This is a genomic window from Alkalinema pantanalense CENA528, assembly GCF_050753345.1.
Lineage (GTDB): Bacteria > Cyanobacteriota > Cyanobacteriia > Leptolyngbyales > Leptolyngbyaceae > Alkalinema > Alkalinema pantanalense.
Window position 1 is genome coordinate 72068 of sequence record NZ_JBLZFX010000010.1, and the last position, 26403, is coordinate 98470.

Annotated in this window: 17 protein-coding genes; 9 read left to right on the plus strand and 8 right to left on the minus strand. The window is 49.2% G+C overall.

Going from position 1 to position 26403, the window contains the following annotated elements:
- Nucleotides 1-1064: 1064 nt before the first annotated feature.
- The 8 genes from ACN4EG_RS05530 to ACN4EG_RS05565 form a co-directional block, all read right to left on the minus strand.
- Nucleotides 1065-4325: a hybrid sensor histidine kinase/response regulator gene (locus ACN4EG_RS05530; protein ID WP_431628267.1), complete on the minus strand. Its 3261-nt coding sequence runs from the start codon at nt 4323-4325 to the stop codon at nt 1065-1067.
- A gap of 165 nt (nt 4326-4490) precedes the next feature.
- Nucleotides 4491-7127 (minus strand): methyl-accepting chemotaxis protein, encoded by a 2637-nt coding sequence (locus ACN4EG_RS05535; RefSeq protein WP_431628269.1) that lies wholly within the window; start codon nt 7125-7127, stop codon nt 4491-4493.
- 461 nt (nt 7128-7588) lie between these two features.
- A complete protein-coding gene (locus tag ACN4EG_RS05540; protein ID WP_431628271.1) occupies nt 7589-8086 on the minus strand; it encodes a chemotaxis protein CheW in 498 nt (165 codons plus the stop codon).
- Between the two features lie 123 nt (nt 8087-8209).
- Complete coding sequence (locus ACN4EG_RS05545) at nt 8210-8572, minus strand: response regulator (protein ID WP_431628273.1); 363 nt, start codon at nt 8570-8572, stop codon at nt 8210-8212.
- A 311-nt stretch (nt 8573-8883) separates the two neighbouring features.
- Nucleotides 8884-9918, minus strand: a complete 1035-nt coding sequence (locus ACN4EG_RS05550; RefSeq protein ID WP_431628274.1) for a response regulator — start codon at nt 9916-9918, stop codon at nt 8884-8886.
- A 1740-nt stretch (nt 9919-11658) separates the two neighbouring features.
- Nucleotides 11659-13119, minus strand: a complete 1461-nt coding sequence (locus tag ACN4EG_RS05555) for a phosphoglucomutase/phosphomannomutase family protein (protein ID WP_431628276.1) — start codon at nt 13117-13119, stop codon at nt 11659-11661.
- Nucleotides 13120-13238: 119 nt separating this feature from the next.
- Nucleotides 13239-15011 carry a pyruvate kinase gene (pyk, locus tag ACN4EG_RS05560; protein WP_431628278.1) on the minus strand — a complete coding sequence of 591 codons (1773 nt, stop codon included), beginning with the start codon at nt 15009-15011 and terminating at the stop codon, nt 13239-13241.
- A 290-nt stretch (nt 15012-15301) separates the two neighbouring features.
- Nucleotides 15302-16183, minus strand: coding sequence for a COP23 domain-containing protein (locus ACN4EG_RS05565; RefSeq protein ID WP_431628279.1), 882 nt, complete (start codon nt 16181-16183; stop codon nt 15302-15304).
- Between the two features lie 473 nt (nt 16184-16656).
- Between ACN4EG_RS05565 and ACN4EG_RS05570 the strand changes: the two genes are divergently transcribed.
- The 9 genes from ACN4EG_RS05570 to tgt all read left to right on the plus strand — a co-directional run bounded on the left by ACN4EG_RS05570 (nt 16657) and on the right by tgt (nt 26188).
- Nucleotides 16657-17685 carry a fatty acid desaturase gene (locus tag ACN4EG_RS05570; protein ID WP_431628280.1) on the plus strand — a complete coding sequence of 343 codons (1029 nt, stop codon included), beginning with the start codon at nt 16657-16659 and terminating at the stop codon, nt 17683-17685.
- A 186-nt stretch (nt 17686-17871) separates the two neighbouring features.
- Nucleotides 17872-18810, plus strand: a complete 939-nt coding sequence (locus tag ACN4EG_RS05575) for a CoB--CoM heterodisulfide reductase iron-sulfur subunit B family protein (protein ID WP_431628281.1) — start codon at nt 17872-17874, stop codon at nt 18808-18810.
- 226 nt (nt 18811-19036) lie between these two features.
- Nucleotides 19037-19282 (plus strand): photosystem I iron-sulfur center protein PsaC, encoded by a 246-nt coding sequence (gene psaC, locus ACN4EG_RS05580; RefSeq protein ID WP_009458117.1) that lies wholly within the window; start codon nt 19037-19039, stop codon nt 19280-19282.
- A gap of 878 nt (nt 19283-20160) precedes the next feature.
- Nucleotides 20161-21018, plus strand: coding sequence for a WecB/TagA/CpsF family glycosyltransferase (locus ACN4EG_RS05585; protein ID WP_431628282.1), 858 nt, complete (start codon nt 20161-20163; stop codon nt 21016-21018).
- Between the two features lie 189 nt (nt 21019-21207).
- Nucleotides 21208-22386: a glycosyltransferase family 4 protein gene (locus ACN4EG_RS05590; RefSeq protein WP_431628283.1), complete on the plus strand. Its 1179-nt coding sequence runs from the start codon at nt 21208-21210 to the stop codon at nt 22384-22386.
- Between the two features lie 242 nt (nt 22387-22628).
- Entirely contained in the window at nt 22629-24140 is a 1512-nt protein-coding gene (locus ACN4EG_RS05595) for a UbiD family decarboxylase (RefSeq protein WP_431628284.1), read from the plus strand.
- Between the two features lie 115 nt (nt 24141-24255).
- Entirely contained in the window at nt 24256-24540 is a 285-nt protein-coding gene (locus ACN4EG_RS05600; protein ID WP_431628285.1) for a type II toxin-antitoxin system RelE/ParE family toxin, read from the plus strand.
- 71 nt (nt 24541-24611) lie between these two features.
- A complete protein-coding gene (locus tag ACN4EG_RS05605; protein ID WP_431628286.1) occupies nt 24612-24920 on the plus strand; it encodes a HigA family addiction module antitoxin in 309 nt (102 codons plus the stop codon).
- A 128-nt stretch (nt 24921-25048) separates the two neighbouring features.
- A complete protein-coding gene (tgt, locus tag ACN4EG_RS05610) occupies nt 25049-26188 on the plus strand; it encodes a tRNA guanosine(34) transglycosylase Tgt (RefSeq protein WP_431628287.1) in 1140 nt (379 codons plus the stop codon).
- Nucleotides 26189-26403 lie beyond the last annotated feature (215 nt).

The following is a 26403-nucleotide window of genomic DNA, read 5'->3' on the forward strand; positions in this document are numbered from 1 at the left end:
CTCAAAGTATCTAATTCAGTGCGCGGGATATCTTCTATATCCCTGTTCAAAAGGATAGGCAGTTTAACTAAATTGAAAGGAATCACACCATTTTGTATCCTAGAAGACAACAAGATTTATAATGATGAAAATGACACGAGCCCTAAAAGTAATCATCGGGATACTTGCTCTTTGAAAGTTGAAAGGTGAAACCTTCAAACTGATCGACAATTCAAATTAAACTGATTGCCATCATTGAAATGGCTAAGCATTGAATGGTCAAAATTGAACGATCAAAGTAGGCATTCCCAACTCATCCATCTATGAACGCGCTGAATCAACATCACACCCTTCACTGGTATTCAGTAGAGTTCCTGTTGTCACTGCTAGCTTAATAGTTTATGTGGGAAAAAAGCAAGATCTCACTTTGGGAAGATGATTCACAGAAAAAATACAACTCTGTTTAGAACTTCAGACAAATAATTGGCCAACCGATCGGGATCGACTCTTTCTAAAAGCCTATATACCTTGACAGATCTACCTAAACTTACAAATTCCAGGGAAGCGACAAAAAATTATTCCTTCGTAATTTATTCGCTTGAACTTCAAGCTTCAGGGAAGTTGAAATCAAAAAAACGACAAAAATTAACTTTACTTAATATTTTTTAAATACTGTGGTTTGTTTGAAATTCAAACTTTGATGGCCCAAACACTTTGGATATACACCTTCAGAGCAATCAAACCCTGCCTGGAGAATATTGCACATTGTTGCAGTAGGTGATTGCTAATTCTCGGGAAATATGTGTAGTAGCTGGAGTTAGGCTCCAGTTCAGGGATGGATCGGATGAAAATTAGCCATCTCTAGGCTGCGAGCAAACCATTGAGGGTAAATTCGCGGGAGGTGGATGAATTCGAGGAGATGCTCCCCTCAAAGCAGTTTGCTCTGGCATGGCGTCAGAGAAACAAGCTTGCTCACTGCCTAGGGGACTCTACTCCTCCGACACCCTAGCAAATTCTCTGAAGGCAGGGAATTTGCTAGGGACAATTTTGTGGTTGAACTCACGTTCAATTCCGTGCAGGCTGGGTTAAACAGCAATCTGCACCATTGTTTGCAAAGTTTTTAGTAATTCTTGTTCGTTGTAGGGTTTGGTGAAGTAGGCGTTTGCGCCCAGTCCGGTTGCAATGCGTCGATGTTTCTCACCACTTCGAGAGGTCAACATCGCGATCGGTAAGGCTTTGAAATTGTGGTCTGACTTTAACTGACTCAACAGGCCAAACCCATCCAAGCGTGGCATTTCCACATCACAAATCACCGCTGCTACCTGTAAGCCACCTTTCAATTTGTCCAAGGCATCTTGGCCATCTTTCGCCTGTTCCACCCGGTAGCCCGCCCGTTCTAAAGTCAAGGCCAGAAAACGACGGACATTAATGGAATCATCCACCACCAACAGAGCAGGACGTTTGGGACTGGTCGGAGGTTGTGCGATCGTACCCATTGTCCAAATGACCGGGTGCGGCATCCGTTCATGGACACTAATCCATTGCAACAGTTCACCCATGTTGACAAGGGGCACCACCCGTCCATCCCCTAAAATGGTGCAGTTGCTGAAGCCAGTGGGCAGTTTGAGGGGCCCTGTTACTCCCCGACTGGCTACTTCCTGTTCTCCCCAACAGCGGCTAATTTGGATACCCACTTTTTCCGTGCCCCGGCGGGTGATTAGCATGGCGTCGGCATTGATGGTTGGGGGAGCCTCTAAGGTTTGGGGCTGACGATTGCAGTTGAAGTGTAACCATTCGCTTAACTGGATCGCTGGAATCCACTCCCCTTGATGCCACAACAGCCTGCGCCCCTCCCGTGTTTCGATGGAGTCTGGTTGGAGGAGAATAATTTCTTCCACCGCATCGTTGGGCAGTGCCAGCAGCATGTCGGCGCTCTCGACCAGCAGAATGCGGGTGATTGACAGGGTATAGGGAATGGACAAGACAAATGTTGTGCCTTCTCCCGCTTGGGTTTGTACCGAGATTTCCCCCCGAATTTGCTTGAGGTTCTCTCGCACCACATCCATGCCGATCCCCCGTCCGGAGATCTGGGTTACGGTATCGCTGGTGCTAAAACCGGGCTCAAAAATGAGGGAAAGCAAATCCGCTTCGCTGGCCGTCGCCAGCAAGGTACGATCGAGCCCCATGTCTACTGCCCGTTGCCGAATTTTGTGGAGGGAGATCCCCCCGCCATCATCCCGCAGGGTAATCAGGGTGCGGTTGCCTCGGTGGGTCGCACTGATCTCAATGCAGCCCTCTTCGGGTTTGCCCTGATTGAGCCGAAGCTGGGGAGATTCAATCCCATGGTCAAAGGCGTTGCGTAGGAGATGCATCAGGGGATCTTGCAGGGCTTCTAAAATGTTGCGATCGATGAGGAGATTGCTGCCTTGAACTTGCAGGCGAACTGTTTTGTTGTGCTGCAAGGATAATTCTCGGAGAGCTCGGGGAAAGCGATCGGTAATATCCGAGAGAGGACGCATGCGCAATTGGCTGAGGCGACTCTGTAACTGTTTTGTGGTTTTGTTGAGATCACGGGTCGTTTGTTCCGCATCATCCAAGCCCAAATCGAGGTCAGTGGCCACTTCCTGAAGTTGGACGATCGTTTCTATTAATTCCTGAGACAGCCCATGGAGGTCGCCATAGCGATCGAGTTCCAGAACATCGAAGGTGTCTCGATTGATTGTTTCTTCGACGATGGACGCATCTTCCCGTCGCCCCGATTGGGCTTTAAATAATCGTTGGCCTGCTGGACTCGAGGGCATGAACGAGATCGCCCGAGACGCCACGGGATGGTTGATTCCACTCCGAGGATCCTGAAGTTGTCCCAGGGATCCCCGATCGTACATGGCTCGAACATCATTGTTGGCTTGATTGAGTTGTTTGATGCGATCGCGGAGTAACTTGCTCAAGCTACGGAGCCGTTTGAGATAGAGATCCAGCCCATTGCGCTCGATCGCCAATTCCCCAAAGAGATCATTGAGTTGATTGAGATATCGCACTGAAACCCTAACGGTTGCATCTTCATCCACGGGCTCGATCGTGGTGATGGTATCCGGTTTCACTTCCCATGGCTGTAGTGAAGCGGCATTAAGTGAAGCGGCATTGAGTGAAGCGGTATTGAGTGACGGTGCGTTCCGCGAAGACGGATCAACACTTGCAGGGCTCCATAACTCATCCTCGCTGTTTCCATGGAGCGCAGTTGTGGAAGATTCAGCCCTGGCAGCAGCATCCGTTGAGTCAATGATCCAGGATTCCGCCTGAGCCGCCGCGATCGCCTCATCCCAGGACAGGGAATTCACCTCGGGGGAATTTGCGGTTAATGCATCGAGACCGGCTGAATCCAAAGTCCCTGAATCGGGATGTAGCGCTGGGCGGCTCGCTAAAGACGAGTCGATCGCCTCGGATTGACGGAGGTCTAGAATCTGCGCTGCATCCCAAGCGGTTCCATGGTTTGATGGACTTGCCCAGTCTGAGGCTATTTCAGGCGCGATCGTGGGTAATCCCTCGCCGGTTAACTGGGTCGGTAAGGTCGATCGCTGGCCACTGAGAACCAAGCTCTGACTGCTGCGCCAATGGGCTAACGCAACTCGGGCCACCCGGTCTACCTGCTCCGGAACTGCCGCTAGGATCATCCGTCCTACACAATGGCACAGGGCTGTAAAGGCTGATAATTGCAGCATTTCCCCAAGCCCGCCCAGTTCTTGGGCCAAAATGTTGACTTCTTCCCGCAGACAGGGTTGGTTAGCATCCGCTAGCACGGCTTCCAACCGTTGTAGGCAACCCTCCACTTCTGTTTCAAAGAGCAGAGCCGCAATATCTTGTCCGTCTTCTGGGCCCAGGATCGAAGCAGCGTCCTCCTCCCCAGGGTGGCCCACGCGATCGCGCAGGGCTGCAAAGCTCGGTAACACTTCTCGATCGAGCCATTCACGATCGATCTCCGCATCCATCTCCCCAAGGTTGGGGTGTTGCGGGTCGGGCGGATGCGATCGATGCTGTTCAATGACTTGGCGCAGATAGTCGATCGCTTGAAAAAATTGATTTTCCAGGCTTGCATCGATCACGAGTTCAGAGCGTTGCAGCTTCAGCGCCTTGAGACCATCCTCTAATTGGTGAGCCAGATCACTTAAATGGCCAAACCCCATCATGCCAGCCCCCCCCTTGATGGAGTGGGCAGCGCGCAACGCAGCATTAATCTTAGCCAGATCGACTCGCTGATCCGCAATCCCAAAAATTGCAGTATCTAACGTATCGAGATAGGCTTGGGCTTCATCCAGAAACTGGCGCTTGATTTCAAGTTCCTTATCCATAGTAGGGAGGCTATACCGTAGGGAGGCTATACGATCGCTAGGGGCTAGAGGAGGGTTGAGTCAGTCCACTTAGGGATGACAAGGTGGGCATCCACAGGGCATCCAAGGCGCGATTTGAGCGATGGCCAGGAATGCCGTTAACGGGTAGATGCAATCCGCTAGAGACTAATCCACGATGAAAGTCCCCACTGAAGATTTGAGATCTTGGGCAATGTCCAACGTTTGTCGGAGGGTGGCCGATACCTGCTTAGAGGAATCAGAAGTGCGGCTAGAGAACTGAGCCATCTGCCGCATCAGGTCAGAAACGGTTGTGGCGGTTTGGACTTGGGAAATGGTTGCTTCCGAAATTTTCTGCACCAGTTCGTCCACTTGGTGGGCAACTTCCACCACTTGCCCCAGGTTCTCCTTGGCTTCATTCACTAATGTCGTACTCTGCACCACTTGGCTCGTGCCTTGTTCCATGGCATCTACGACCTCGGCAGTTTCCCGCTGAATGGTGGACACAATGCTTTCAATTTCTCGAGTGGCAGCGGTCGCTCGATTGGCAAGTTCGGCGACTTCCTCCGCAACCACCGCAAAACCCTGACCGTCTTCACCCGCCCGAGCGGCTTCGATCCCCGCATTAATCGCTAGCAAGTTAGTTTGCATCGCAATTTGGTTAATCATCGAGATCACCTTGGAGATTTCCTGGGAGGATTCGCCTAACCGTTTCACTTTTTTCGCGGTTTCCCCGATCGTCCAGCGCAAGACCGCAATATTGCTTACCGTAGATTCCATGGCAGCGCCGCCTGCTTGGGCATTGTCCGCAGCGACTCGGGTAATGGCGGCGGCCTGCTGGGCATTATTGGCGACGTCGTAGATGGATTGGGTCATTGTGCTGAGGGAATCCAAAGTACGAGCGGTTTCTTTGGCCTGTCGGTTGGATTCGTCGGCGAGGTGGGTAATGGCGGCTTCGTTGGCCGTCAAGGCTTCGTTGACTTGAGTCGCAGATTGTTTCACCTGCAAAACGATCGATCTCAAGCTTTCAATAATGGAGTTAAAGAAGTCTGCGACGGTACCAATGTCCCCAGCGCTCACATCCGCCCGCACTGTGAGGTTCCCCATGGCTGCGCCTTCAATATTGGACAACAGTTCTAGCAGTTGCCTTTGCAAACTTTCCCGTTGGCGACGCCGTTCTTCGGAGAGCACTTCGGCCTTTTGCCGATCCTGTTCAGTGTGGGCTTGGTCGAGGGCAAAGCCAATTTGCACGGCCAATTGCTTGAAGAGATCAATTTCTTCCGCATTCCAGACGCGAGGCCCGTCACACTGGTGGGCACAGATTAAGGCAATCAGCTCTTGGTTGTGCATTACAGGAGCCACCAAATTGCCCCGGACGGAGAGCGCCTCTAGGATTTCACAGTGACAAGTGGTCAATGTTTGCGTTTGCCGATCGTCGATTGACCAAACGCGACCATTGCGATAGCGATCTAGCAGATCGGGGGTGAGGGGATCTGCAATCATTTGCCCTAAGGCGATCGGCCACCCTGGCAGGACAGATTCCGCAATCACGGTTCCCTTGGAAAAATCCGGTGCGAAGGAATAAATCACCACGCGATCGCACTGAAGGAAGTTGCGAACCTCTTCAACGCTAGTTTGAAAAATATCTTCAAAGCGCAGCGATCGACGAATATTCAGCGTTGTTTGGCTCAAAAAGCTGGCTTGTTGAGCACTACGCACCTGTTGTGAGATCAATTGACTTAATTGATCTGCCATGTCGTTAATGCTGTTGCCTAACTGAGCTAATTCATCCTGTCCTTGTAGGTGAATCCTTGTGTCTAGCTTGCCAGCCCCCAAAGCTTGCACCGCTTGATTGGCTTCTAACAGGGGCTTTGTTAACCGTTGCGCCAGCCAAGCCGCCAATAATCCCATGGCTAAGGCGGTCAATCCTGTACCGATCAAGATGGTGGTCAGTAGCCCTTTTTGGGCCGCAAAGGCTACATCTCCATCCAAACTAAGCACCGTATTCCAGCGCAAATCCAATCCTGCCAAGCGTTCCACAGGGGCATAGCTGAATAATGCTGGCTTGCCATCGTAGAGGTCTGTCCAACTGTAAGGTTCGCCTTTTTCAAGAAAAGGGGCGATCGGAGGTAATTCTTCGGTGATATTTTTGCCAATATCGTCAGCATGGTGGGCATCGGAGGCCACAAAAATATTACCTTTTGCATCGGTGATGTGGTAATGCTGACCATTTCCTAGAAACTGGGTAATTTCCCTCAATTTTTCGATCGGGATACGAGTCCGGATGACTCCGAGGAGATTACGGTTACTATCATCTAGCAACGGGGCAGCAATGTGAATCACCCATTTTCCGGTGGAGATTGATTTTTCCGGTGGCGTAATTACAGTTGTGCGGGTTGCCAAAACCTGTTGGAAATAGGCTCGGCTGCGATGATTATCTAGCTTGTCTCCCGCAGATTGAGCAATGACATCTCCATTCATGTCAAAGGCTGCCACGCTGTCGTAAACACCATAGGCTTTGACAAAGCGGTTAAAGATTTCCTCTAAATCCCGCAGTTCAACGGTTTTCCGAATCCGCTCATTCACCAAAGCAGGATGGCCCGACAACACGATGATGGCCCCAAGGCGCTCATTCATAAAGCGATTAATTTTATCGGAGAGAGACTGAGCTTGCAGTATCCCCGCTTGGGAAATTTGCTCCGAAATGGTACGTTCCGCCATCCAGTAGGCTACACCCCCAATGGCAAAGACTGGCAAGGTTCCGATCGTGATTGCTAGAATCGTAGCCTTTGTCTTCAAACTCATTCTGTGCCATGGTTTGACGAGCCGTTGCCAATGACGTTTCGAAGATCTTGTTTGGAGCTTAGGCAAAAGGGTAACGGGTACTGTATCAGAAGGGTTCGCTGGGAACGTAGAGATGTTTGTCGATCGTGGTGCGGACTTCGACTCTACGGATTTCGTGATATCAATTTGATCAACCATGACTTTTGAGGATCCTGAATTGTTTCGAAAATGTTTCGGTAATGCTTCGGTGAGTTTTAGTGCAACTCGATCAACAGATCGACCAACGTTTTAGCAATTACTAAAGCAATTACTAAAATGGAACGAGGGAGATATCTGAAAAGAATTGGAAGCCTATTTAGAAGCTAGTTTGGAAGCTGATTGGATTGACAGCCTATTTAGTTGGAAGCTAGTTCGGGAGCCTATATCAATTGGAAGCTTGGGCTATCCTGAGGTCTTATTCTTGCACAAGATGAAATGACAATCTAAAGCTGAAGTACCGGTGATTGAAAGATTGCATTCGGGCTCAAAATTAAAAGGAGATTGGCATCCCGCACAATGCAGCCTCGTAAATAAGGTAAGAGGCTGGAGGGGGTGTGATTGGGAACTGATTGAAACTCATCCGGTGTCAATTGCACCATCCCTTCAACAGCAGTGACTGCACATCCAATCAAAATGGAATCCTGCTTGAGAATCACAATAGCTTGAGTTTGGCTATTGAGCTCTAGACTCCCAATTCCGAGTAAATTAGCCAAATCCACTAACCAAAGCAGTTGGCTACGCCGATTCATTAATCCTAAAACTGAGATAGGCATGTTCGGAATAGCTGTGATGTGATGAATTGGATGAGAAATGACTTCCTGCACCGAATTCATTGGTAAAACGACCTGCATTTGATTAGGCAGAGTCACTCGCAAATATCCCACATCTAAAGTAATGGGAGTACGAGCAATAGAAGCAGTCAACAAAGAAGAACGATTCATAAAACTAGCGCTCAGTGAAATATGGGGGCAATCTCCCAAATCAACGCATTGGGAGCCGTGATGAGAGCTAATTGAGAAAAACTAATTGAGAAAAACACGTCTCAGTCATGAGTGCTAATTGAGCTAGAGCTTAACGGTCTGAATGGTTTGAAGAAGAACTTCACGGGTAAAGGGCTTAGTAATATAAGCATTGGCACCCTGTTTCATCCCCCACAATCGATCGATATCTTGGCTTTTTGAAGTGCAGAGAATGACTGGAACCGTAGAAGTCTCGGGATTTTTGCGTAAACTGCGGCAGAATTCAAACCCACTCATTCCTGGCATGACGACATCACTGACAATGACATCCGGCTTGTGGTCAAGAGCCATTTGAAGCGCTTCCTTTGCATTGGCTGTGCCAATTACTGCATACCCTTCTTCGCGAAGGTAATGGCTCAGCAACTCCATTTCTGAAAGTGTATCTTCAACAATTAGAACTTTATCCATTTTTGTCTCTAGGGCCATTCTAGGGAAGTTGAATCTGATGTGAATTAATCTTTAACTGAGTGTAATTGTAAAGTTTCCGATGCCGTAGTTCTCTATGAATACTAGTGCATCAATAAATACAACATGCCAATGTAGTTTGAAATAGTAAAAATTTCAATCAATTGACTGATGAAATCCAGGCTTTGAAGATCATTGATGGTCTGATCGTGTAATTCCACCATCGAGAACAACCGTGAGGACCTTGGTAAGTTCTAGGGGACGGATATGCCTGTATGGGTATTACTGCACGGGGGGTACTGCACAGTCTTGCCTCAAGCCTGTGTTAAGTGTTTAAAGACAATTTTCAAGAGATCGGACTGATTAAAGGGTTTCGTCAGATAGCCAGAGGCACCGACTAATTTCGCCTTGGCCCGATCGATGAAGCCAGTATGCCCAGTCACCATAATGATCGGGGTGGCTTTCACGGCAGGATGGCGGCGCAGCAGCGAGCACAACTCATAACCATCTAAATTGGGCATGCCCACATCTAATAAAATCAAATCGGGTTTGCTGCGTACCACCTGCATCAAAGCTTTAACCGGATCGTTAATCATGAGGACTGCAAAGCTTTGATCGTCTAGGAAACAACTGATCGCTTGCAAAACAGTAGGACTATCATCAATACAGACGATCGTATAGTTCTCTTTGGCGGGAGATACGCCTAAAGAGGTTGGCGTTGCAGCAGGGGCTAGACCTTGGGATTCCGCCTCAGGACTGACCTGAGGAAGCCGAAGGGATGAAGAGGTTGGAGAAGCTGATTGAGCAGAGGAATTGGGGAGCGGCGACATTTTGGCCTGACAGGCTTCCACCAAAGCACGCAACTCTAAATTCCCAAAAGTAGGGTGGCCTGTGAGAATTGTACTATCCACAGGACTACAGTAACCCGCCTTGATTTCTAGAAAGCCTTCTAGCACTTCCTTTGCTAGGTTTTCAATCAGTACTAGAGCCTCGGCAGCGGACATATGCTGCTGCTCCACCAGCCAACAGATGGCCCGATAGTCTGGGTCTACCACTGCTTGCGTTCGGACAGTGTGCTCAAACAGGGTACGAGCTTGTTGACGAACCAGTGTGGTCACGCTCGAGATCTGGCTTTCAAGTTGTTCTAAATGCCGCATTAATCGACCAAAGGGATCAACTAAATTTGTGGCGTAGAGCAACTGACCTCGATCGAAATAAATTGACCAAACGGTTGCTTCACTTGTGACTTGTAGCCGTCCACTCACTTGGCGACTACTTATTTGGGCTAATAAACTAAGGGGATGCAACCGCTCAAACGAGCGGTAATTGACAGAAGACAATGTATTCATTTGCAAATCCTATTTATGGGGGCTAAAATAGAATGCTCAACCTATCGATCGATCAAACTTTCACGCATCCACTTGTAAACAATACAAGAACTTGGCAAGTCAGAACTTGTAAATCTTGCAAGAAGTCAACAATGCAAAAAATCAATGCAAAAAATAGTTTGAACAATTGCAGCAGAATCAGTCTTGAAGCTTTATTCAACCGATTAGATCTCTTGTGTTATTCAACCACGCTTCGATCGGCTTAATAACGCATCAACAGTTGCTGATTTCCAAAAACAATTGAAAAACTGAATTTTTACAACGCAAGTGGGAATGAGTGAAAGCGACCCTATCAATGTCGAGGACTGATTAACCACGGCATAGGATATTGCTTCACAGGATGATCAGTTTGGGGGCAATTTTTTAGGAACATGATACAAAAGGACAAAACAGTGCTCGGCAGTAGATCAACCACCCCGAAGCGAATCAAGTTATTCGAACCAAATGAGACTAACAAATACTATGAAGCTGGCAGTTAAAACCGTACTCACATCAAACCCTGATTACATCAAGCAATGGTGCAGAGAGATCAGTTGGAAAACAAAGGTTTCAACAGTCGTTTTTTGAAGTTTTGTCAGTCAAGCCGATTAACGACCTTCAATGCACCAAAGGAGACTCATTAAGAAACGAATTACAATGCACCCAAAAGACTAAAAATACTGTGGAAATCAAAGTTAAAAATTCTGTCTAATTTTCTCAAGGAATCGAGTAGAGCTGTCCTAAGACAAATGCTCTTTAAACATTAGACTACAATAGAAATTTTCGTTGATTTCCGCTTAATTTCCGTAGTTGCCCTAGCATAATAGTTTATTGGGATAAAAAGGAAGATCTATCTGTGGATAGATAATACCTAGAAGCTTTATTTTTTGAGTCAAGAATTAAATAACGGTTTCCAGTAATTGATTTTTTGTCAACTTGATAGATACGCTTGCATTCAATAGCGTTAATTGCACAAAGATAACTTCCTTTGCTTGACCGATCGATAAGCAGCCAACGGCACCGCAGGCTTCAGGCGCTGTATCTGTTCCTTGTCGTTATGCAATCCGCTGTATTGAGTCGTCATTAAAAATAGAAAATCTTTGCTAGTAAAGGCTTACAGATTGTTGATTCAATCTACATTAACAACTTAAGAAGCTGAAGAATGAACATTCACTGTTTTAAGTCCTGGGAGCTTGTCCCTGGCTACAGTTATTGGGGATTTGCCAAGAAATAATATCCCCTCTTCATCCCCCCACCCTCCTACCCTTTTACGCTCCTACCCCCTACCCAATTGGGATTTTATTTATACACTGTTCCCTTGGGTTGGCCAGCCCAGAAGGATCAGACCTCGACTTAATTGCAGGGAAAACTATAGAGAAAAGTGCTAGGGAAAAAGCGCGAAGAAATTGAAACTCCCTTTTCCCGATCGCGTTAATATTTCAACCAACTAAACTTTGGTAAATTGTGACTGGTTGCAAAGATGAAATTTTATTCAAGAAAAATATCCGTAAAATAAGCGCTGCTAAGTTTAAAGATGATTTCCCAAACTTAGCAGCGCCCTTAAATGTATTTAACTTCTTTGATTGATGGCAATATCAGTTCTAATTTGCAGTGCTCAATCGGCTTAATCATTAGTAACTGTTTTCCCAATTCGTAGATTGAAGCACATTAGATTGAAGCACATTAGATGGATGCACATTAGAAGATACACCTCAATTGTCCCTAGGCTGCGCTGGCCCAATCCTTAGCCCAGTTGAGTGTCTTGTGCACTTCGTCCAATGTAGCCGCTTCGCAGTATAACCGTAGCACTGGCTCAGTTCCACTAAATCGAATTAATAGCCAACTGTGATCCGCTAAGCGAAATTTGTAGCCATCGTCGGTCTGGCAATTGGCGATGGTTTTGCCAGCAATGGTTTGTAAGGGTGAATTTTTTAACTGGGCCAGTAAGCGATCGCGCACATCCAAGCTTGCTAAGGGTAAGTCAATGCGATCGTAGGCCGCATCAAATCCTGTTTTCTCCTGTAACTGACGGTACAGGTCACTCAAGTCACACCCCGTTTGCACCACCGTTTCCAGAACGTAGAGGGCTGAGAGTAACGCATCCCGTTCAGGAATGTGGTGTCCGTAGCCAATGCCACCGGATTCTTCGCCACCTAGTAAGGCATGGGCTTCTAACATGCGATCGGCGATGTATTTGTACCCGATCGGAGTTTCAAACACAGATAAGTTCAATAAGGCTGCCACCTTGGGAATCAAGTCAGACCCACTCACGGTTTTAACCACTTCCCCCGTTTTGCCCTTGCGGGTAGCCATGTGTTCAATCAGGATGGGAATCAGCACCTGGGAACTGAGAAACTGTCCCGCGCCATCCACCGCCGCAATGCGATCGCAGTCGCCATCAAAGACCAAACCCACTTTGACGCCATCGGGCACAACATCGTCTTTTAACCGCCGCATCAAGGTGGTCAAATATTTAGGTAACGGTTCCGGTGCGCCTCCTTCAAAGAGCGGATCGCGATCGGGATTGAGTTCCTCTACGTCAATTCCTAAAATTTGACTGAGCCCGGTGGAAGAAGCTCCATGCATCGCGTCTACTAAAACCTTCAATTTGCCCTGCTGAATCGCCGATCGAATGGCTGCAACATCGACTAATTGCCGGAGCCCTTCACAGTAACCTGTCCAAGGATTGAAGGGTTTGAGGGTACCCGGTGTGCTGGCAGTAGCTGGGTGGGAGCCCGCATCCAAAAGGACTTCAATTTTCTGCGTAACTTCCGGTGGCACCGACCCACCAAAGGCGCTTTTCACCTTGAGGCCAGAATAGCTACCGGGGTTATGGCTCGCGGTAATGACGATCGCCCCCAGGGCATTCATCTGCTTAGCCGCCCAGCTAAAAGCCGGGGTGGGTGCATAGCATTCAGATAGTAAGACATCAAAGCCAATGGCCTGAACCGTTTTCGCAACCGTTTCCGCAAACTGTTCCGACAGGAAGCGCCGATCGTAGCCAACGACGATCGTATTGCTGCCTGTGGTGGGGCCATAGACTTCTTTCAGAATTTGCGCTGCGAGAGGAGCCACCCGCGCCACCCGCTCAAACGTAAAGTCGGCGGCAATGACTCCGCGCCAACCGTCAGTTCCAAACTTAATAGGGTGGATCGTTGGAACACTTAAGCCAGTTTGAGCCATAGGTCAGGAACCTCACAAATATACTTTTTTCAGATAATTCGAGCACCTGAACTAGTGTATCCGTGAGGTCTTGGCTTCGGCTAGGGCTTGATAAACTCTTGACGGAGATTCCCCTAGCTTTATTCTTCACCGCCCTTGGCTGTGTGGCCAAGGCCAGAATAAACCAAGCCCTGCTGCATATCGAGGGTGACAATTTCCCCATCCCGAATGACGGAAGTGGCATCTTTGACCCCTACAATCACCGGAACGCCTAGCCGCAGACCGATCGTCGCCGCATGACCCGTCACGTTGCTGTCTTCAATGACAACCCCGCCCGCCCGCCGAATGGCATCCACGTAATTGGCGGATGTACTGGGGGCAACTAGGATATCTCCGGCTTCAAACTGGGTCAGGGTTTTCTCGTTATGCATGACGCGGGCGCGTCCACTCACGGACTTTTCTCCGATCGCGATCCCCTTGCCCCGCACTGCGGTGACCACTTCCACTTTGATTAAATCAGTGGATCCAGCAACTCCCTTCAAGGTTCCCGCTGTAAGAACGACGAGATCGCCAGCCTCTAACATGCTGCGCTCTTGGGCCAAGTTAATGGCGGCTTCAAAGGTTTCAGACGTGGTATCCAGTTCCAGCATCAGCAAGGGTTTCACGCCCCAGACGAGTTGCAACTGCCGTGCCACATCCATGTGGGGGGTAATCGCCAGAATGGGGGTTCTAGGCCGGAATTTAGACACATTGCGCGCCGTGGCTCCCGTTTTGGTCAAGGTCATAATGGCGGCGGCGTTGAGTTGTTCCGCAATCCGTCCCACGGCCTTACTGATGGCATTGGTAATGGATTTACCCGCATCTTCCTTGATCCGGTTGGCCTTTTCCCGCTCTGTGCGCAGGGCAATTTGCGCCATGGTGGCCACGGCTTCTACGGGATACTTACCCACGGCGGTTTCGTTGGACAGCATCACAGCATCGGTGCCATCCAAAATTGCATTAGCAATATCTGAAACTTCTGCACGGGTGGGGCGGGGATTGTTCACCATGCTATCCAGCATTTGGGTCGCGGTGATGATGGGAATTCCCAAGCGGTTAGCGGTGGCAATCAGGCGTTTTTGCAGGATCGGCACATCTTCAGCCGGAAGTTCCACCCCGAGGTCTCCCCGCGCCACCATGACGCCATCGGAGAGGGAGAGGACTTCTTCCATCTGCTCGATCGCCTCGTGCTTCTCAATCTTGACCACCACAGGCGTGCTTTTCCCCGCGTGGGAGATAATTTCCTTGATCTCCTTGACATCCTCCGGATTGCGGACAAAGCTGAGGGCGACCCAGTCTACCCCATTGTCTAATCCGAACATCAAATCTTTGCGATCTTTATCCGTCAGTGCCTTGATGGACAGATAGACACCGGGAAAGTTCACCCCTTTACTATTGGACAGGACGCCTCCGACGACGACCCGACAGTGCAATTCCCCTGCGGCTTTATCAATTTTTTCCACCTTCATTTCGACTTTGCCGTCGTCCAGCAGAATGGTCGCTCCTTCCGGAACTTCTTCCGCCAATGGTTCGTAGGTGATGGAACTAATTTCCTCTGTACCGGAAATTTGCTTGCTGGTTAGGGTAAACGGATCGCCTTTTTTTAAGGTGATGGATCCATTTTCAAACTTGCCTAAACGAATTTTGGGGCCCTGTAAATCCTGCAAAATCCCCACGGGGTAGTTCAGCTCATTCGAGACTTGACGAATCAAGCGAATGCTACGCAGATGATCCTCATGGGTACCGTGGGAGAAGTTCAGCCGAAAGGTGGTCGCTCCGGCTTTAATCAACTCCCGTAGAACCTCCGGGCTGCTGGTAGCGGGGCCGATCGTCGCGACAATTTTGGTTCTACGGCGAGAAGGTTGGAACGTCATGAACAAATACTCAACGACTGAACAGCTTCGATCGAATTTAGTGAAAGCATATGGGATAGTACCACGGAAGGGGAAACCAAAGAAAAACCCTACCCCATATTGGGATAGGGAACTGGCTAATCTTGCGATAGAGGCAGCAAGGGCAGCCGTAGAACTCGCAGGAGAGGCTCAAAGCGTTCGGCTATCAAAAAACTGAGCACGAGCGAGTATTCCTGAGAATGGCTGAGTATTACCAAGCATGACAGGCTCCTGTTTAAGGTACCTGTAGGCATTGGGAATCGGGGGCAACCTTAACGGAAAATTTTAGGATTCAGTTTTAAGCCCGAGCTATTAGATTTCTTGGTGGTGGTGGCAGGCTTGGCCGCTGGCTTGGGCAGATTTACACCATTGCTGAGTTTGGAGCCGGTGCCCCCATCAGCTTTGTCCAGGAAAGGCCGCAGGTTAATCCCCGATGAACTCTTGGTTGAATCCGTCGTGGAGCTAGGGGTACTGCTAGAGGTTTTACCGACACCGGGCACACCCAACAAGTCACCCAGTTGATTCAAAATATCGCTGCCGTTTTTCTTGGATCCGTAGGTCAATACCCCTTGGGTCATTTCCCCACTATCGGCGATCGCCAGATTTTGGAAGACGCGATCGCGGGTAGCGATGGGATCTTGGCCGTTCGGCACCGTGAGGACAATCCGGCAAGCGGGCACTTTTTCGGTGGTTACGCAAATCGTGTTGTAGCCGTTTTCCACTGCGGTCATCATTTCCGTCAGTCCATCGGGACGATAGGACTCCAAACGTCGGGCAATCTCAGCACAGCGGCGATCGGTACTCCAGCCGCCGCCCATCTGGCTGGGGACTGCCCAGGGAAACATTTTACTGGGCTGGCTTTCGGGCATGTAGACCACAGTTTGTTGGCCATTGAGGGTCTGACAAGCAAACCGGACACCCGTGAGGGGGATGGTCGTGCTGGGGGTCGTGCTGGGGGTTGTAGACGGTGTAGTGCTGCCGGAAGGGGTAGAAACGGTTTCCGTGGGCACGGTTACATCGCCCGTAGAGCGTAGGTTAGAGGAGGAAGTTTGTGCCTGGGCTATCCCACTGGTCAACAGGAGTGTAGCGATCGCTGCACTACCCCCGCGTAGAGCAAGCTGACGGAACCGAAAACCAGAAAGATGTCGTGCCATGGGAGTTAATCCTTGATCCAGAAAGGTGTGAGTTGCAAAGACAGTTAGAAGAGACAATTGAAATTGGGGGAGGTAATTGAAATAAAGTAGATGATTGATTGAGCCCATTGACGAGAGTTGGAGAGTGGTTTGACCCCTTCAACTTGATTAATCCGTACTAATCCGTTTAACTCTCTAGCTCGTCTAGTTCTCTAACTAGTTCTCTAATTTGTCTAACTATTCGTTTAACTAGAGGTATCAGACCCTTCCCCCAATCCTAAAGTTCCCATTGTTTTTTCTAGGACTCCCTAGTGGTCTTCCCTTTTCTGCGATCGCTGTTGTCTCTGGGGAAGGTCTTTGAGCAGGATTTTGATAATGACAAACCTGGTAAATGCGCAGCATTTGATGAGAAAAACTTACCAGGCTTTACTTAACTTCATGACATTCCGTATCGTGTATACTACCCGAGGGTGTGAGAAAGGAGAGAAAGCCTGATGGCGGCGGCAAAGCAGCCCCTAGCAGTTCCCCGCGAGCTAGTTGGTGCTCCCGGGCCGGGACAGTTCAATCCCAACCTATCTATGTTTATCGCTGCGGTGGTCATCGCCGCATTTTCGTCATGGGGCTATTTTGAACTCCATTGGGCTGGCTGGATAACGTTTTGCCTCAACTTCTTAGCGTTGCATTTGGTGGGAACGGTTATTCATGATGCTTGCCATGGGGTGGCCCATCGGAGCAAGGTCGTCAATGCGATCCTGGGCCATGGCAGTGCGTTTCTGTTATGGTTTTCGTTTCCCGTGTTTACGCGGGTGCACATGCAGCACCACGCCAATGTCAACGACCCTGAAAATGACCCCGATCACATTGTTTCTACCATGGGGCCCCTATGGTTGATTAATGCGCGGTTTATGTACCACGAGGTCTACTTCTTTCAACGGAAACTCTGGAAAAAGTTTGAACTCTATGAGTGGATCCTGGCTCGATCGAGCGCGGTTCTCCTCCTCTGGCTGGCCTACCATTTCGGGGTTATCCACTACATTTTTAATTTCTGGTTCACGCCCTTAGCTTTAGTAGGGTTGGAACTCGGCTTGTTCTTTGATTACCTTCCCCACCGTCCGTTTAAAGAGCGCGATCGCTGGCTGAATGCACGGGTGTATCCTGGTCGGATCCTCAACTATCTAATTGGCGGACAAAACTATCACCTTGTGCACCACCTCTGGCCCGCTGTGCCTTGGTATAACTACGAGAAAGTCTACTTTGCCATGAAGCCTTTATTGGATGAAAAAGGCTGTCACCAAACTCTCGGTGTCTTTACAGAGGATCCACTGCATTTTATCTATGATGTGTTCATTGGGATTCGTCGCCGCCACCGCACGGCTGAGGCTGCTACCCCATCCGTCGGGGAGCCAATGTTAAACGTAATCACCGACTCCGTGGAACCTGCGGCCCTAGAGTCTCAATCCCTAGAGTCTCAGTCCCTAGAGTCTCAATCCCTGGTGCCCTCCGAGCCAGCTCAACCTGTTTGAGAGCAACAAAGGGGCATGATTCAAGGGAGCATGGTTCAAGTAAGTGATTGATTAATAACTGCAACATCTTTCGAAGGCTTCTCCCAGAGAGAAGCCTTTTTTGATTTGGAACTTTTGGGGAGAGAGGGCAATTTCTAGGCAGACTGGAAAAGATAGTTTAGTGCGTTCTTCTTACCTTGGCTTGTTATGGCTGTTGTTACCTCCTCTAATTTGGCTCCCTCCACTTCGACTCCCTTGAAATATGCCTATTTCCCAGGTTGTGTGGCCCAGGGTGCCTGTCGGGAACTCTATCAGTCCACGGCGTTGTTGACCCAGGCGCTGGGCATTGAGTTACTGGAACTTAAAAAAGCATCCTGCTGTGGCTCGGGAACCTTCAAAGAAGATTCACCGCTGCTTGAGGATACGGTCAATGCCCGCAATATCGCCCTTGCGGAGGAACTTGGGTTGCCCTTGCTGACCCATTGCAGTACCTGCCAAGGTGTGATTGGACATGTGGACGATCGCCTTAAGCAAGCCCAGCAGAATGACCCAGCTTATTTCGATCGAGTCAATGGATTTCTTAAAAAAGAAGGCTGCTCTCCCTACCAGGGCACAACTGCGGTGCGCCATTTGCTCTGGGTCATGGTGGCGGACTATGGTGTTGAAGCCATTAAAAAACGGGTGACTCGCCAACTATCAGGCTTGAAATGTGCTGCATTTTATGGCTGCTATCTGCTGCGAGGGCAGGACAATCCCTACGATGATCCGGTTAACCCAAAATCCATGGAAATGCTATTTGAAGCTGTTGGTGCGGATCCGGTTTACTATCCAGGCCGAACTCAGTGCTGCGGCTGGCCCCTTTCTAGCTATGCCACAGAACAATCGTTTCACATGGCAGGAGGACATTTACAGGCCGCGATCGCCGCTGGAGCCGATTGCATTGTTACCCCCTGTCCGCTGTGCCATATGCAGCTTGATTCCCGTCAGCCGGAAATCGCCAAAGTGACGGGGCAGTCTCTCCAACTCCCAATTTTGCATCTGCCCCAATTGATTGCCTTAGCCTTGGGCATTGCTCCGAAGGATCTGGGCCTCGATCGGCATGTCGTTTCAACGCAACCCGTCCTCGATCAACTGCTGCGGCCTTAATGACCCGGAGAGTTGGGAGTGCTCCTCTCTAGCGCAATCTCTAAGGAATCGCTCAAGAGGAGCGTCAGGTCTAGTTATTACGTTCTGCAAAGTTTTGCAACCACTTCGCAGGCACAGGAAACCCCCTGGAGTACACTAGGCAATGATTCTGAGGTTTGGTAGATTTTTCTACGAAATCGACGGACTGCAGATATTGCAAACGCACTAATCTGGAGCCTTTCATAACATGTCTCATACAGTCAAAATCTACGATACCTGCATCGGATGCACCCAGTGCGTTCGGGCATGCCCTACCGACGTTCTAGAGATGGTTCCCTGGGATGGTTGTCGGGCAGGCCAAATTGCCTCGTCTCCTCGGACGGAAGATTGTGTCGGCTGCAAACGTTGCGAAACGGCTTGCCCTACCGACTTCCTCAGCATTCGAGTTTACCTCGGTGCGGAGACGACTCGCAGCATGGGTCTAGCGTACTAAGAACGTCTTATACGCAATTACTTTTCATTCATGTGGGTTCAACAGGGGGGCAAGCTTTTGCCCCTTTTTTATGAGCATTTTGATAATTAATTGCGATCGACAGATTGAGCTGCACACAGATTGACCTCACCTTAGGGACTTGCTAAGAAATAACCTCCCTAATTCAGTGGGCCACTACGGAAATCTAGAGCCGCTACGGAACTTTATGAATTCAAGATTACTGATGCCGTAGATAAGTAATTCTGTAGATGGGGGGCGATGATGTAATTAAGCACCCTTTGATTCTGGGAGAAGCGATCGATTCAAGAGGCGATGGGAATATCGTGAGGGGATGGCGTGCGATCGCAGTCAGGAAGCTCACCCTCCGTAGATTTACGGGATTTGGGAACAGGAGTTTTTGGGTGAGCTATAGCTTTATCGTGAGTTTATATTCCTAGAAGCCTGATCGGGAAATACTTGTGCTTAAAATGACAACCCTCTAGTGAATGTAAATTAGGGGTTCGATCGGGGTTATGTCCCTAGAGAGTTTATTCAAGCTTTACAGACGACTCAGTGGGAGTACGCTACGATAACCACTATCAGGTGCTTCTGACATTGAAGATTTTAAAGTTGCTTCGTTGACTTTAATGAGTTGCATATTTTCCTAGATCTAAGAGCTAAGGGTTATTACGGGCTGCAACTGTAGATTTTCAGATTTTATTTTTATCTTGAAATCATTATCTAAAGTTTTTCGGGATAGGACACTGAAATGCTGAAGTTGCCAGTCTCCGTTGTAAGTAACGACGAAGTCTCCCTGCCTGAAGAAGTGATCTCGAATCAGAAGATTCACGGATAGGGTGAAAAACGGGGTTAGGGCTGTGAAGGATGGGGTTCTATAAATGCTAGATAATTCGATCGAAACTCAAAATGTAATTGGCGTACCGGTTACGGCCCTGCCGTTTGAAGCCCAAATCAACTGGATTCTGAAATGGGGCCGCGCCCATTTGAGCAAAGTTGTGTGTGTTGCAAATGTACATATGCTGACTGAAGCGTCGTGGGATTCCCGGTTAGCCTCAGTTTTAGAAACCGCTGATTTGGTGACCCCCGATGGTATGCCCTTAGTGTGGATGTTACGCCTCCTCACAGGAGCCGCGCAGGATCGAGTTGCAGGGTTAGACATTATGCTAGCCGTTTGTCAGCAAGCTGAACGGGAAGGGTTACCTGTTTTTTTTGCGGGCTCCGATCAACTGACGTTGGCAAAAATGCGTCGTCATCTCAAGCGTGATTTTCCCAATCTCATAGTTGCGGGCATGGAGCCTCTGCCCTTTGGTTCGATTCCGCTACCCCCGGAACAAGAAGCCCCGGTTCTGAAAAAGATTCAAGATAGCCGTGCGGGTATTGTCTTCGTTTCTTTGGGCTGTCCCAAGCAGGAACTTTGGATGGCTCAGCATCGTGAGGACATTCAAGCTGTCATGGTTGGTATTGGCGGTGTTTTTCCTGTTTATGCAGGCTTGCACAAACGGGCTCCTAGGGTTATTCGGGAAATCGGTTTAGAGTGGCTCTATCGGCTTGTGCAGGAACCTCGCCGTCTTTGGAAGCGTTACTACCGTACGATTCCACCCTTTCTCTGGATGGCTGCGAAGCAACTTTGGCAGACGGCTCGTCATCCCGGCCATTCTGTAGAACTTGTTGAAGGTTCGGCCTTTGTGGAATCTCAATCGCCCTTAGAGCAACTGACCTCGGGGAATCGTAAATAGTCACGAGGTTACGATTACGTGACCCAATACGATTACGTGACCCAATACGATCGCGCAATTAACTAAATCGATAGATGTGGGCTGCGAGACTACTCGAATTCTCCAGCCTCGTAATTGTGATTCATAATTCTATGTAGGAACGCTTAGTTGGTTTGCTACGGTATAGGAACGCTTTAACGAGATTCATTTATGCGAATTCTCAGCATTCATAGTCGCTATCAGATTCGTGGCGGAGAGGACGAAGTTTGTGATGCTGAGAAACAATTGTTAGAGCAACAAGGGCACACCGTCGAACTCTATGAAGATTTCAACCAGCGAGTTGCGGAACTGGGAACCGTTAAGAGTGCGATTAAGACCCTCTGGTCACAGGAAGCCTATCAGCAGTTGAGAAACCAGTTAAATCAGGGGCAGTTTGACCTGATTCATGTCCACAATTTTTTTCCGCTGATTTCCCCCTCGGTTTATTATGCAGCCCGATCGCTGGGAATTCCGGTGGTGCAAACCTTGCATAATTACCGATTGCTCTGCCCCAGTGCTTTGATGTTTCGCAATCAGACGGTCTGTGAAGATTGTTTGGGAAAAGCTGTGCCTTGGCCAGGGGTGAAATATGGGTGCTATCGCGATAGTCGCACGGCTAGTGCAGCAGTGACCGCGATGTTGACCTTGCATAATCAACTCAAAACTTGGACGCAGTTAGTCGATCGCTACATTGCCCTGACTGAATTTGCTCGCCAAAAGTTTATTGAGGGTGGGTTACCGGCGGATAAGATTTCGGTGAAACCCAATTTTGTTGATTTTGATCCGGGTGTGGGTAGTGGAACGGGCGGCTACGGTCTGTTCGTGGGCCGACTATCTCCAGAAAAAGGCTTAGAAACCCTCTTAGAAGCTTGGGAGAAGTTACAAATCCCTTGCCCACTGAAGATTGTTGGAGATGGGCCATTGCTTCCCTTGGTTCAACAAGCCGCGCAACGATCGCCCAAGATTGAATATTTAGGTCGTAAACCTTTACCTGAAGTTTATGACTTGCTGGGTGAGGCGATATTTTTAGTCGTGCCTTCCCTCTGGTATGAAACCTTTGGTCGAGTTGTGGTCGAAGCCTATGCTAAAGGCACGCCGGTGCTAGTGTCCAATTTAGGGGCGATCGCAGAATTAGTTATCCCTGAACAAACAGGATTCCATTTTCAAGCGGGGGATAGTTCAAGTTTGGCTGCAACCGTCGATCGATTATTATCCCAACCGCAGCAATTGCAACACATGCGCCAACAGGCACGCCAACAGTTTGAACAGAACTATACAGCAGAAAAGAATTATCAACAGCTAATGGAAATCTATCAATCTGTTTGCGCTAGGGGAACAGTGTACAAATAAAATTCCCAGGGGATGGGTGAGTGGGGCGGTGGATAGAGTGCAGACCTAGCATGATATCCCCAAGCCGCAGACGCGATCGCCAGTGCAACGTCTCAGCGCTCCTGCTGGCTATCTTCAACAGATGGTCGAAATCGCTCCTGCGGGGGGGACTGGTGCCAACAATCCTGCTCTCACCCTACAAATCCCGCCCCACTGAAGCATTCCCAGTGTAGGATCAAAAAGGTCTTTTACAAAGCTTAACCATGCCACGGGACTTGCGGGGATTTATCAAACAATTGGAGGATCGCGGTCAACTACGGCGCATCACGGCCCCCGTTGATCCAGACTTGGAAATTGCCGAAATTGCCCAACGGATGCTCCAGTGTGGTGGGCCTGCGCTCTTGTTTGAAAACGTCAAAGGGGCCGATCATCCTGTTGCGGTTAACCTCATGGGGACGGTGGAACGCATCGTCTGGGCGATGAACATGGAATCCGTCAGCGAGCTGGAAGACCTGGGTAAAAAACTAGCGATTCTTTACCAGCCCCGCCCCCCTAAAAAAATTAAGCAGGCGATCGATCTGGGTAAGGTTCTGTTTGATGTTCTCAAGGCCAAACCCGATCGGGATCTCTTCCCTGCCTGCCAACAGGTGGTGTTGAAAGATGAGGAAGTGGACCTCACGAAATTACCCCTGCTTAAGGTCTATCCCGGTGATGCGGGTAAAGTCGTCACCCTGGGCTTGATGATCACCAAAGACCCAGAAACCAAAATTCCCAACGTGGGTGTCTATCGCCTGCAATTGCAATCTAAAAACACCATGACCGTGCAATGGCTATCCGTGCGCGGTGCCACCCGCCACCTCCGCAAGGCCGCAGAACGGGGCGAAAAATTAGAAGTCGCGATCGCCATCGGGGTTGATCCGATCGTGATTATGGCGGCGGCTACGCCCTTGCCGATCGATCTGTCGGAATGGCTCTTTGCGGGACTGTATGGCGGTTCTGGGATTCACTTGGCCAAGTGTAAAACGGTAGATTTGGAAGTGCCTGCGGATTCGGAATTTGTTCTGGAAGGCACGATCACCCCTGGAGAAGTGGCGATCGATGGCCCAGCGGGGGATCACATGGGTTACTACGGCCCCGTCAAGGAAGATGCGCCGTTATTGCATTTCCACTGCATGACCCACCGCAAAAATCCCATTTATCTCACCACCTTCAGCGGTCGGCCTCCCAAGGAAGATGCCATGATGGCGATCGCTCTGAATCGCATCTACACGCCCATCCTGCGGCAACAGGTTCCGGAAATTGTTGATTTCTTCCTCCCCATGGAAGCGTTGTCCTATAAGGCTGCGGTGATTGCGATCGACAAAGCCTATCCCGGTCAAGCACGGCGGGCAGCTTTGGCCTTTTGGAGCGCTCTACCGCAATTCAGCTATACCAAATTTGTGATTGTGGTGGATAAAGATATTAACATTCGGGATCCCCGTGCTGTGGTCTGGGCGGTGACTTCCAAGGTGGATGCGGCGCGGGATGTGTTTATTCTGCCGGATAATCCCTTTGACTCGTTGGACTTCGCCACGGAGCGCAGTGGCCTCGGCAGCAAAATGGGCATCGACGCCACCACGAAGATTTACCCGGAAACAGATCGGCCTTGGGGCGAGGCGTTGCAACCCGATCCAGCTACAGCGGAGTTAGTCACCCAACGCTGGGCAGAATACGGTTTAGCCGACATCAAGCTAACGGAAGCAAACCCCAACCTCTTTGGCTACGATGTCCGTTAATCACTTCCGGAACCCAGCGAGCGAGATGATGAAGGGCTGGCTCATCTCAGATTGTCAAGCTTCGCTTAGGATATTACTGTTTGACGATAGTAACGTTGCGCGATACCATTAAGTTGTGATCATCAATTTCAAATCTAAAGAGACAAAACGGATCTTTGACGGTTTTGTCTCTAGCTATTACCCACCCAATATTCAACGGCTTGCTTTACGGAAACTCTTATTGTTAGATGCTGCAACTTCGATCAATGACTTACGAATTCCTCCTGGAAATCATTTAGAAAAACTTGTGGGAGATCGCAAGGGACAATACAGTATCCGCATAAACGATCAGTGGCGAATATGCTTTACTTGGACGAACGAGAATAATGCCGATCAAGTTGAGATTGTTGATTACCACTGAAAAGAGAGGTTTTAGAAAGATTAGATTCTAATGGTTTAGATCTTAATAAAGTGAGTGTAAACAGCCAGATTATGAATCATGATCGCCTTCCCAACATTCATCCCGGTGAAATTTTGAAATCGGAATTTCTAGAACCCCTAGAGATTACGCCCTATCGTCTCAGCAAAGACATTGGAGTTGCTCAAACCCGTATTAGCGAAATTTTGGCTGAGAAACGTAGCATTACCGCAGATACAGCTTGGCGGCTATCTCGCTATTTTGGGAATAGTCCTCAGTTCTGGTTAAACTTGCAAGCACAGTATGACCTGCGTCAAGCTCAAGAAGAAAATCAAGAAATCTATGATCAAATTCCTTTGGTGCAGTGCCTTCCTGTTACCTAGTGTTCATGCTACCTAACAAAACCCGACTACGGGATTGCCATTCCCCTTACTGAATCTGGGATCAATCGAGATGGCGATCGGTAGCAAATTCTCCCATCCCTTTCATTCCTTTCTGACTGCCTAACCCTATGTCTTTTACCTTTGAAGTCCAAGCCACTTGCTCCCAAACCAACGCCCGTGCAGGGGTTTTCCAAACACCCCATGGGGTTGTGGAAACGCCTCGGTTTATGCCCGTGGGAACATTGGCCAACGTGAAAACCGTCACACCTGCACAGCTTCAAGACACAGGTGCACAAATGGTTTTATCGAACACTTACCATTTGCATCTACAACCCGGTGAAGACATTGTGCAAATGGCAGGAGGATTGCATAAGTTTATGGGTTGGTCTGGCCCGATGCTGACGGACTCTGGGGGTTTCCAGGTGTTTAGCCTCAGCGAAATTAATCAGATTAACGATGACGGTGTAACGTTCCGATCGCCCCGTGATGGTTCCTTAATTCACTTGACGCCTGAGAAATCGATCGCCATTCAAAATACCCTTGGCGCAGATGTGATTATGGCCTTTGATGAATGTGCGCCTCCCGGAGTCGGACGGGACACGGTGGAAAAAGCCATGGAACGCACCTATGAATGGCTCAAACGTTGTGTTGCAGCCCATAGCCGTAAGGAAGATCAGGCGTTGTTTGGCATTGTGCAGGGCGGTGAATTTCTGGATCTGCGGGCAGAGGCTGCGCGGCAATTGGTGGACTTAAATTTGCCGGGATACGCGATCGGTGGGGTCAGCGTGGGAGAAGCCCCGGACGTAATCGATCAAGTGGTACAACATACGGCTCCCCTGCTGCCGCAGAATAAATTGCGCTATCTCATGGGCGTCGGCAGTTATCGCGAAATGGCACGGGCGATCGCGGCGGGGGTGGATGTGTTTGACTGTGTGATTCCCACCCGGCTAGCGCGCCATGGTTGTGCTTTGGTGGGCGGCGAGCGCTGGAATTTGAAAAATGCGAAATTCCGGAAAGACTTCCGTCCGTTGGATGAGACCTGCTCCTGCTATGCTTGCCAAAACTTTAGTCGAGCCTACATCAGTCACCTGTTACGATCACAGGAACTCCTAGCCTACACCTTACTTTCGATTCATAACATTACGGAGCTCGTGCGCTTTACCCAACGGATTCGGCAATCGATCCTAGCCGGAACCTTCACAACAGAATTTGCTCAATGGATCGCACCCGTAGAAGGACGACTCAGTTCGATCGAACCATTGACCTAACTCCCCTGGGGTGGGTGAGTTGATTGAGATTAATTGTTGAAAGCAGGCTGCATGCATCAATCTGAATCAATCGTAGGGACAACTGCTCCCTCGCCCTAGTGGACTGTCAGTTTTCAATTTGTGGATAGAGGCGCTTCAGTCGAATCCGAGCATCGGCAGTAGTAAACTGCCAATCTACTGCCTTTTGCAATTGATTACGTTCAGTGTACCAAGCC

What these genes read in the sequence shown, in the direction of transcription:
- ACN4EG_RS05565 (WP_431628279.1), bottom strand. Translation starts at nt 16,183, where the DNA reads ATGGCACGACATCTTTCTGGTTTTCGGTTCCGTCAGCTTGCTCTACGC.
- psaC (WP_009458117.1), top strand. Translation starts at nt 19,037, where the DNA reads ATGTCTCATACAGTCAAAATCTACGATACCTGCATCGGATGCACCCAG.
- ACN4EG_RS05545 (WP_431628273.1), bottom strand. Translation starts at nt 8,572, where the DNA reads ATGGATAAAGTTCTAATTGTTGAAGATACACTTTCAGAAATGGAGTTG.
- ACN4EG_RS05605 (WP_431628286.1), top strand. Translation starts at nt 24,612, where the DNA reads ATGAATCATGATCGCCTTCCCAACATTCATCCCGGTGAAATTTTGAAA.
- ACN4EG_RS05570 (WP_431628280.1), top strand. Translation starts at nt 16,657, where the DNA reads ATGGCGGCGGCAAAGCAGCCCCTAGCAGTTCCCCGCGAGCTAGTTGGT.
- ACN4EG_RS05585 (WP_431628282.1), top strand. Translation starts at nt 20,161, where the DNA reads ATGCTAGATAATTCGATCGAAACTCAAAATGTAATTGGCGTACCGGTT.
- ACN4EG_RS05530 (WP_431628267.1), bottom strand. Translation starts at nt 4,325, where the DNA reads ATGGATAAGGAACTTGAAATCAAGCGCCAGTTTCTGGATGAAGCCCAA.
- ACN4EG_RS05550 (WP_431628274.1), bottom strand. Translation starts at nt 9,918, where the DNA reads ATGAATACATTGTCTTCTGTCAATTACCGCTCGTTTGAGCGGTTGCAT.
- ACN4EG_RS05590 (WP_431628283.1), top strand. Translation starts at nt 21,208, where the DNA reads ATGCGAATTCTCAGCATTCATAGTCGCTATCAGATTCGTGGCGGAGAG.
- ACN4EG_RS05540 (WP_431628271.1), bottom strand. Translation starts at nt 8,086, where the DNA reads ATGAATCGTTCTTCTTTGTTGACTGCTTCTATTGCTCGTACTCCCATT.
- ACN4EG_RS05535 (WP_431628269.1), bottom strand. Translation starts at nt 7,127, where the DNA reads ATGAGTTTGAAGACAAAGGCTACGATTCTAGCAATCACGATCGGAACC.
- tgt (WP_431628287.1), top strand. Translation starts at nt 25,049, where the DNA reads ATGTCTTTTACCTTTGAAGTCCAAGCCACTTGCTCCCAAACCAACGCC.
- pyk (WP_431628278.1), bottom strand. Translation starts at nt 15,011, where the DNA reads ATGACGTTCCAACCTTCTCGCCGTAGAACCAAAATTGTCGCGACGATC.
- ACN4EG_RS05575 (WP_431628281.1), top strand. Translation starts at nt 17,872, where the DNA reads ATGGCTGTTGTTACCTCCTCTAATTTGGCTCCCTCCACTTCGACTCCC.
- ACN4EG_RS05555 (WP_431628276.1), bottom strand. Translation starts at nt 13,119, where the DNA reads ATGGCTCAAACTGGCTTAAGTGTTCCAACGATCCACCCTATTAAGTTT.
- ACN4EG_RS05595 (WP_431628284.1), top strand. Translation starts at nt 22,629, where the DNA reads ATGCCACGGGACTTGCGGGGATTTATCAAACAATTGGAGGATCGCGGT.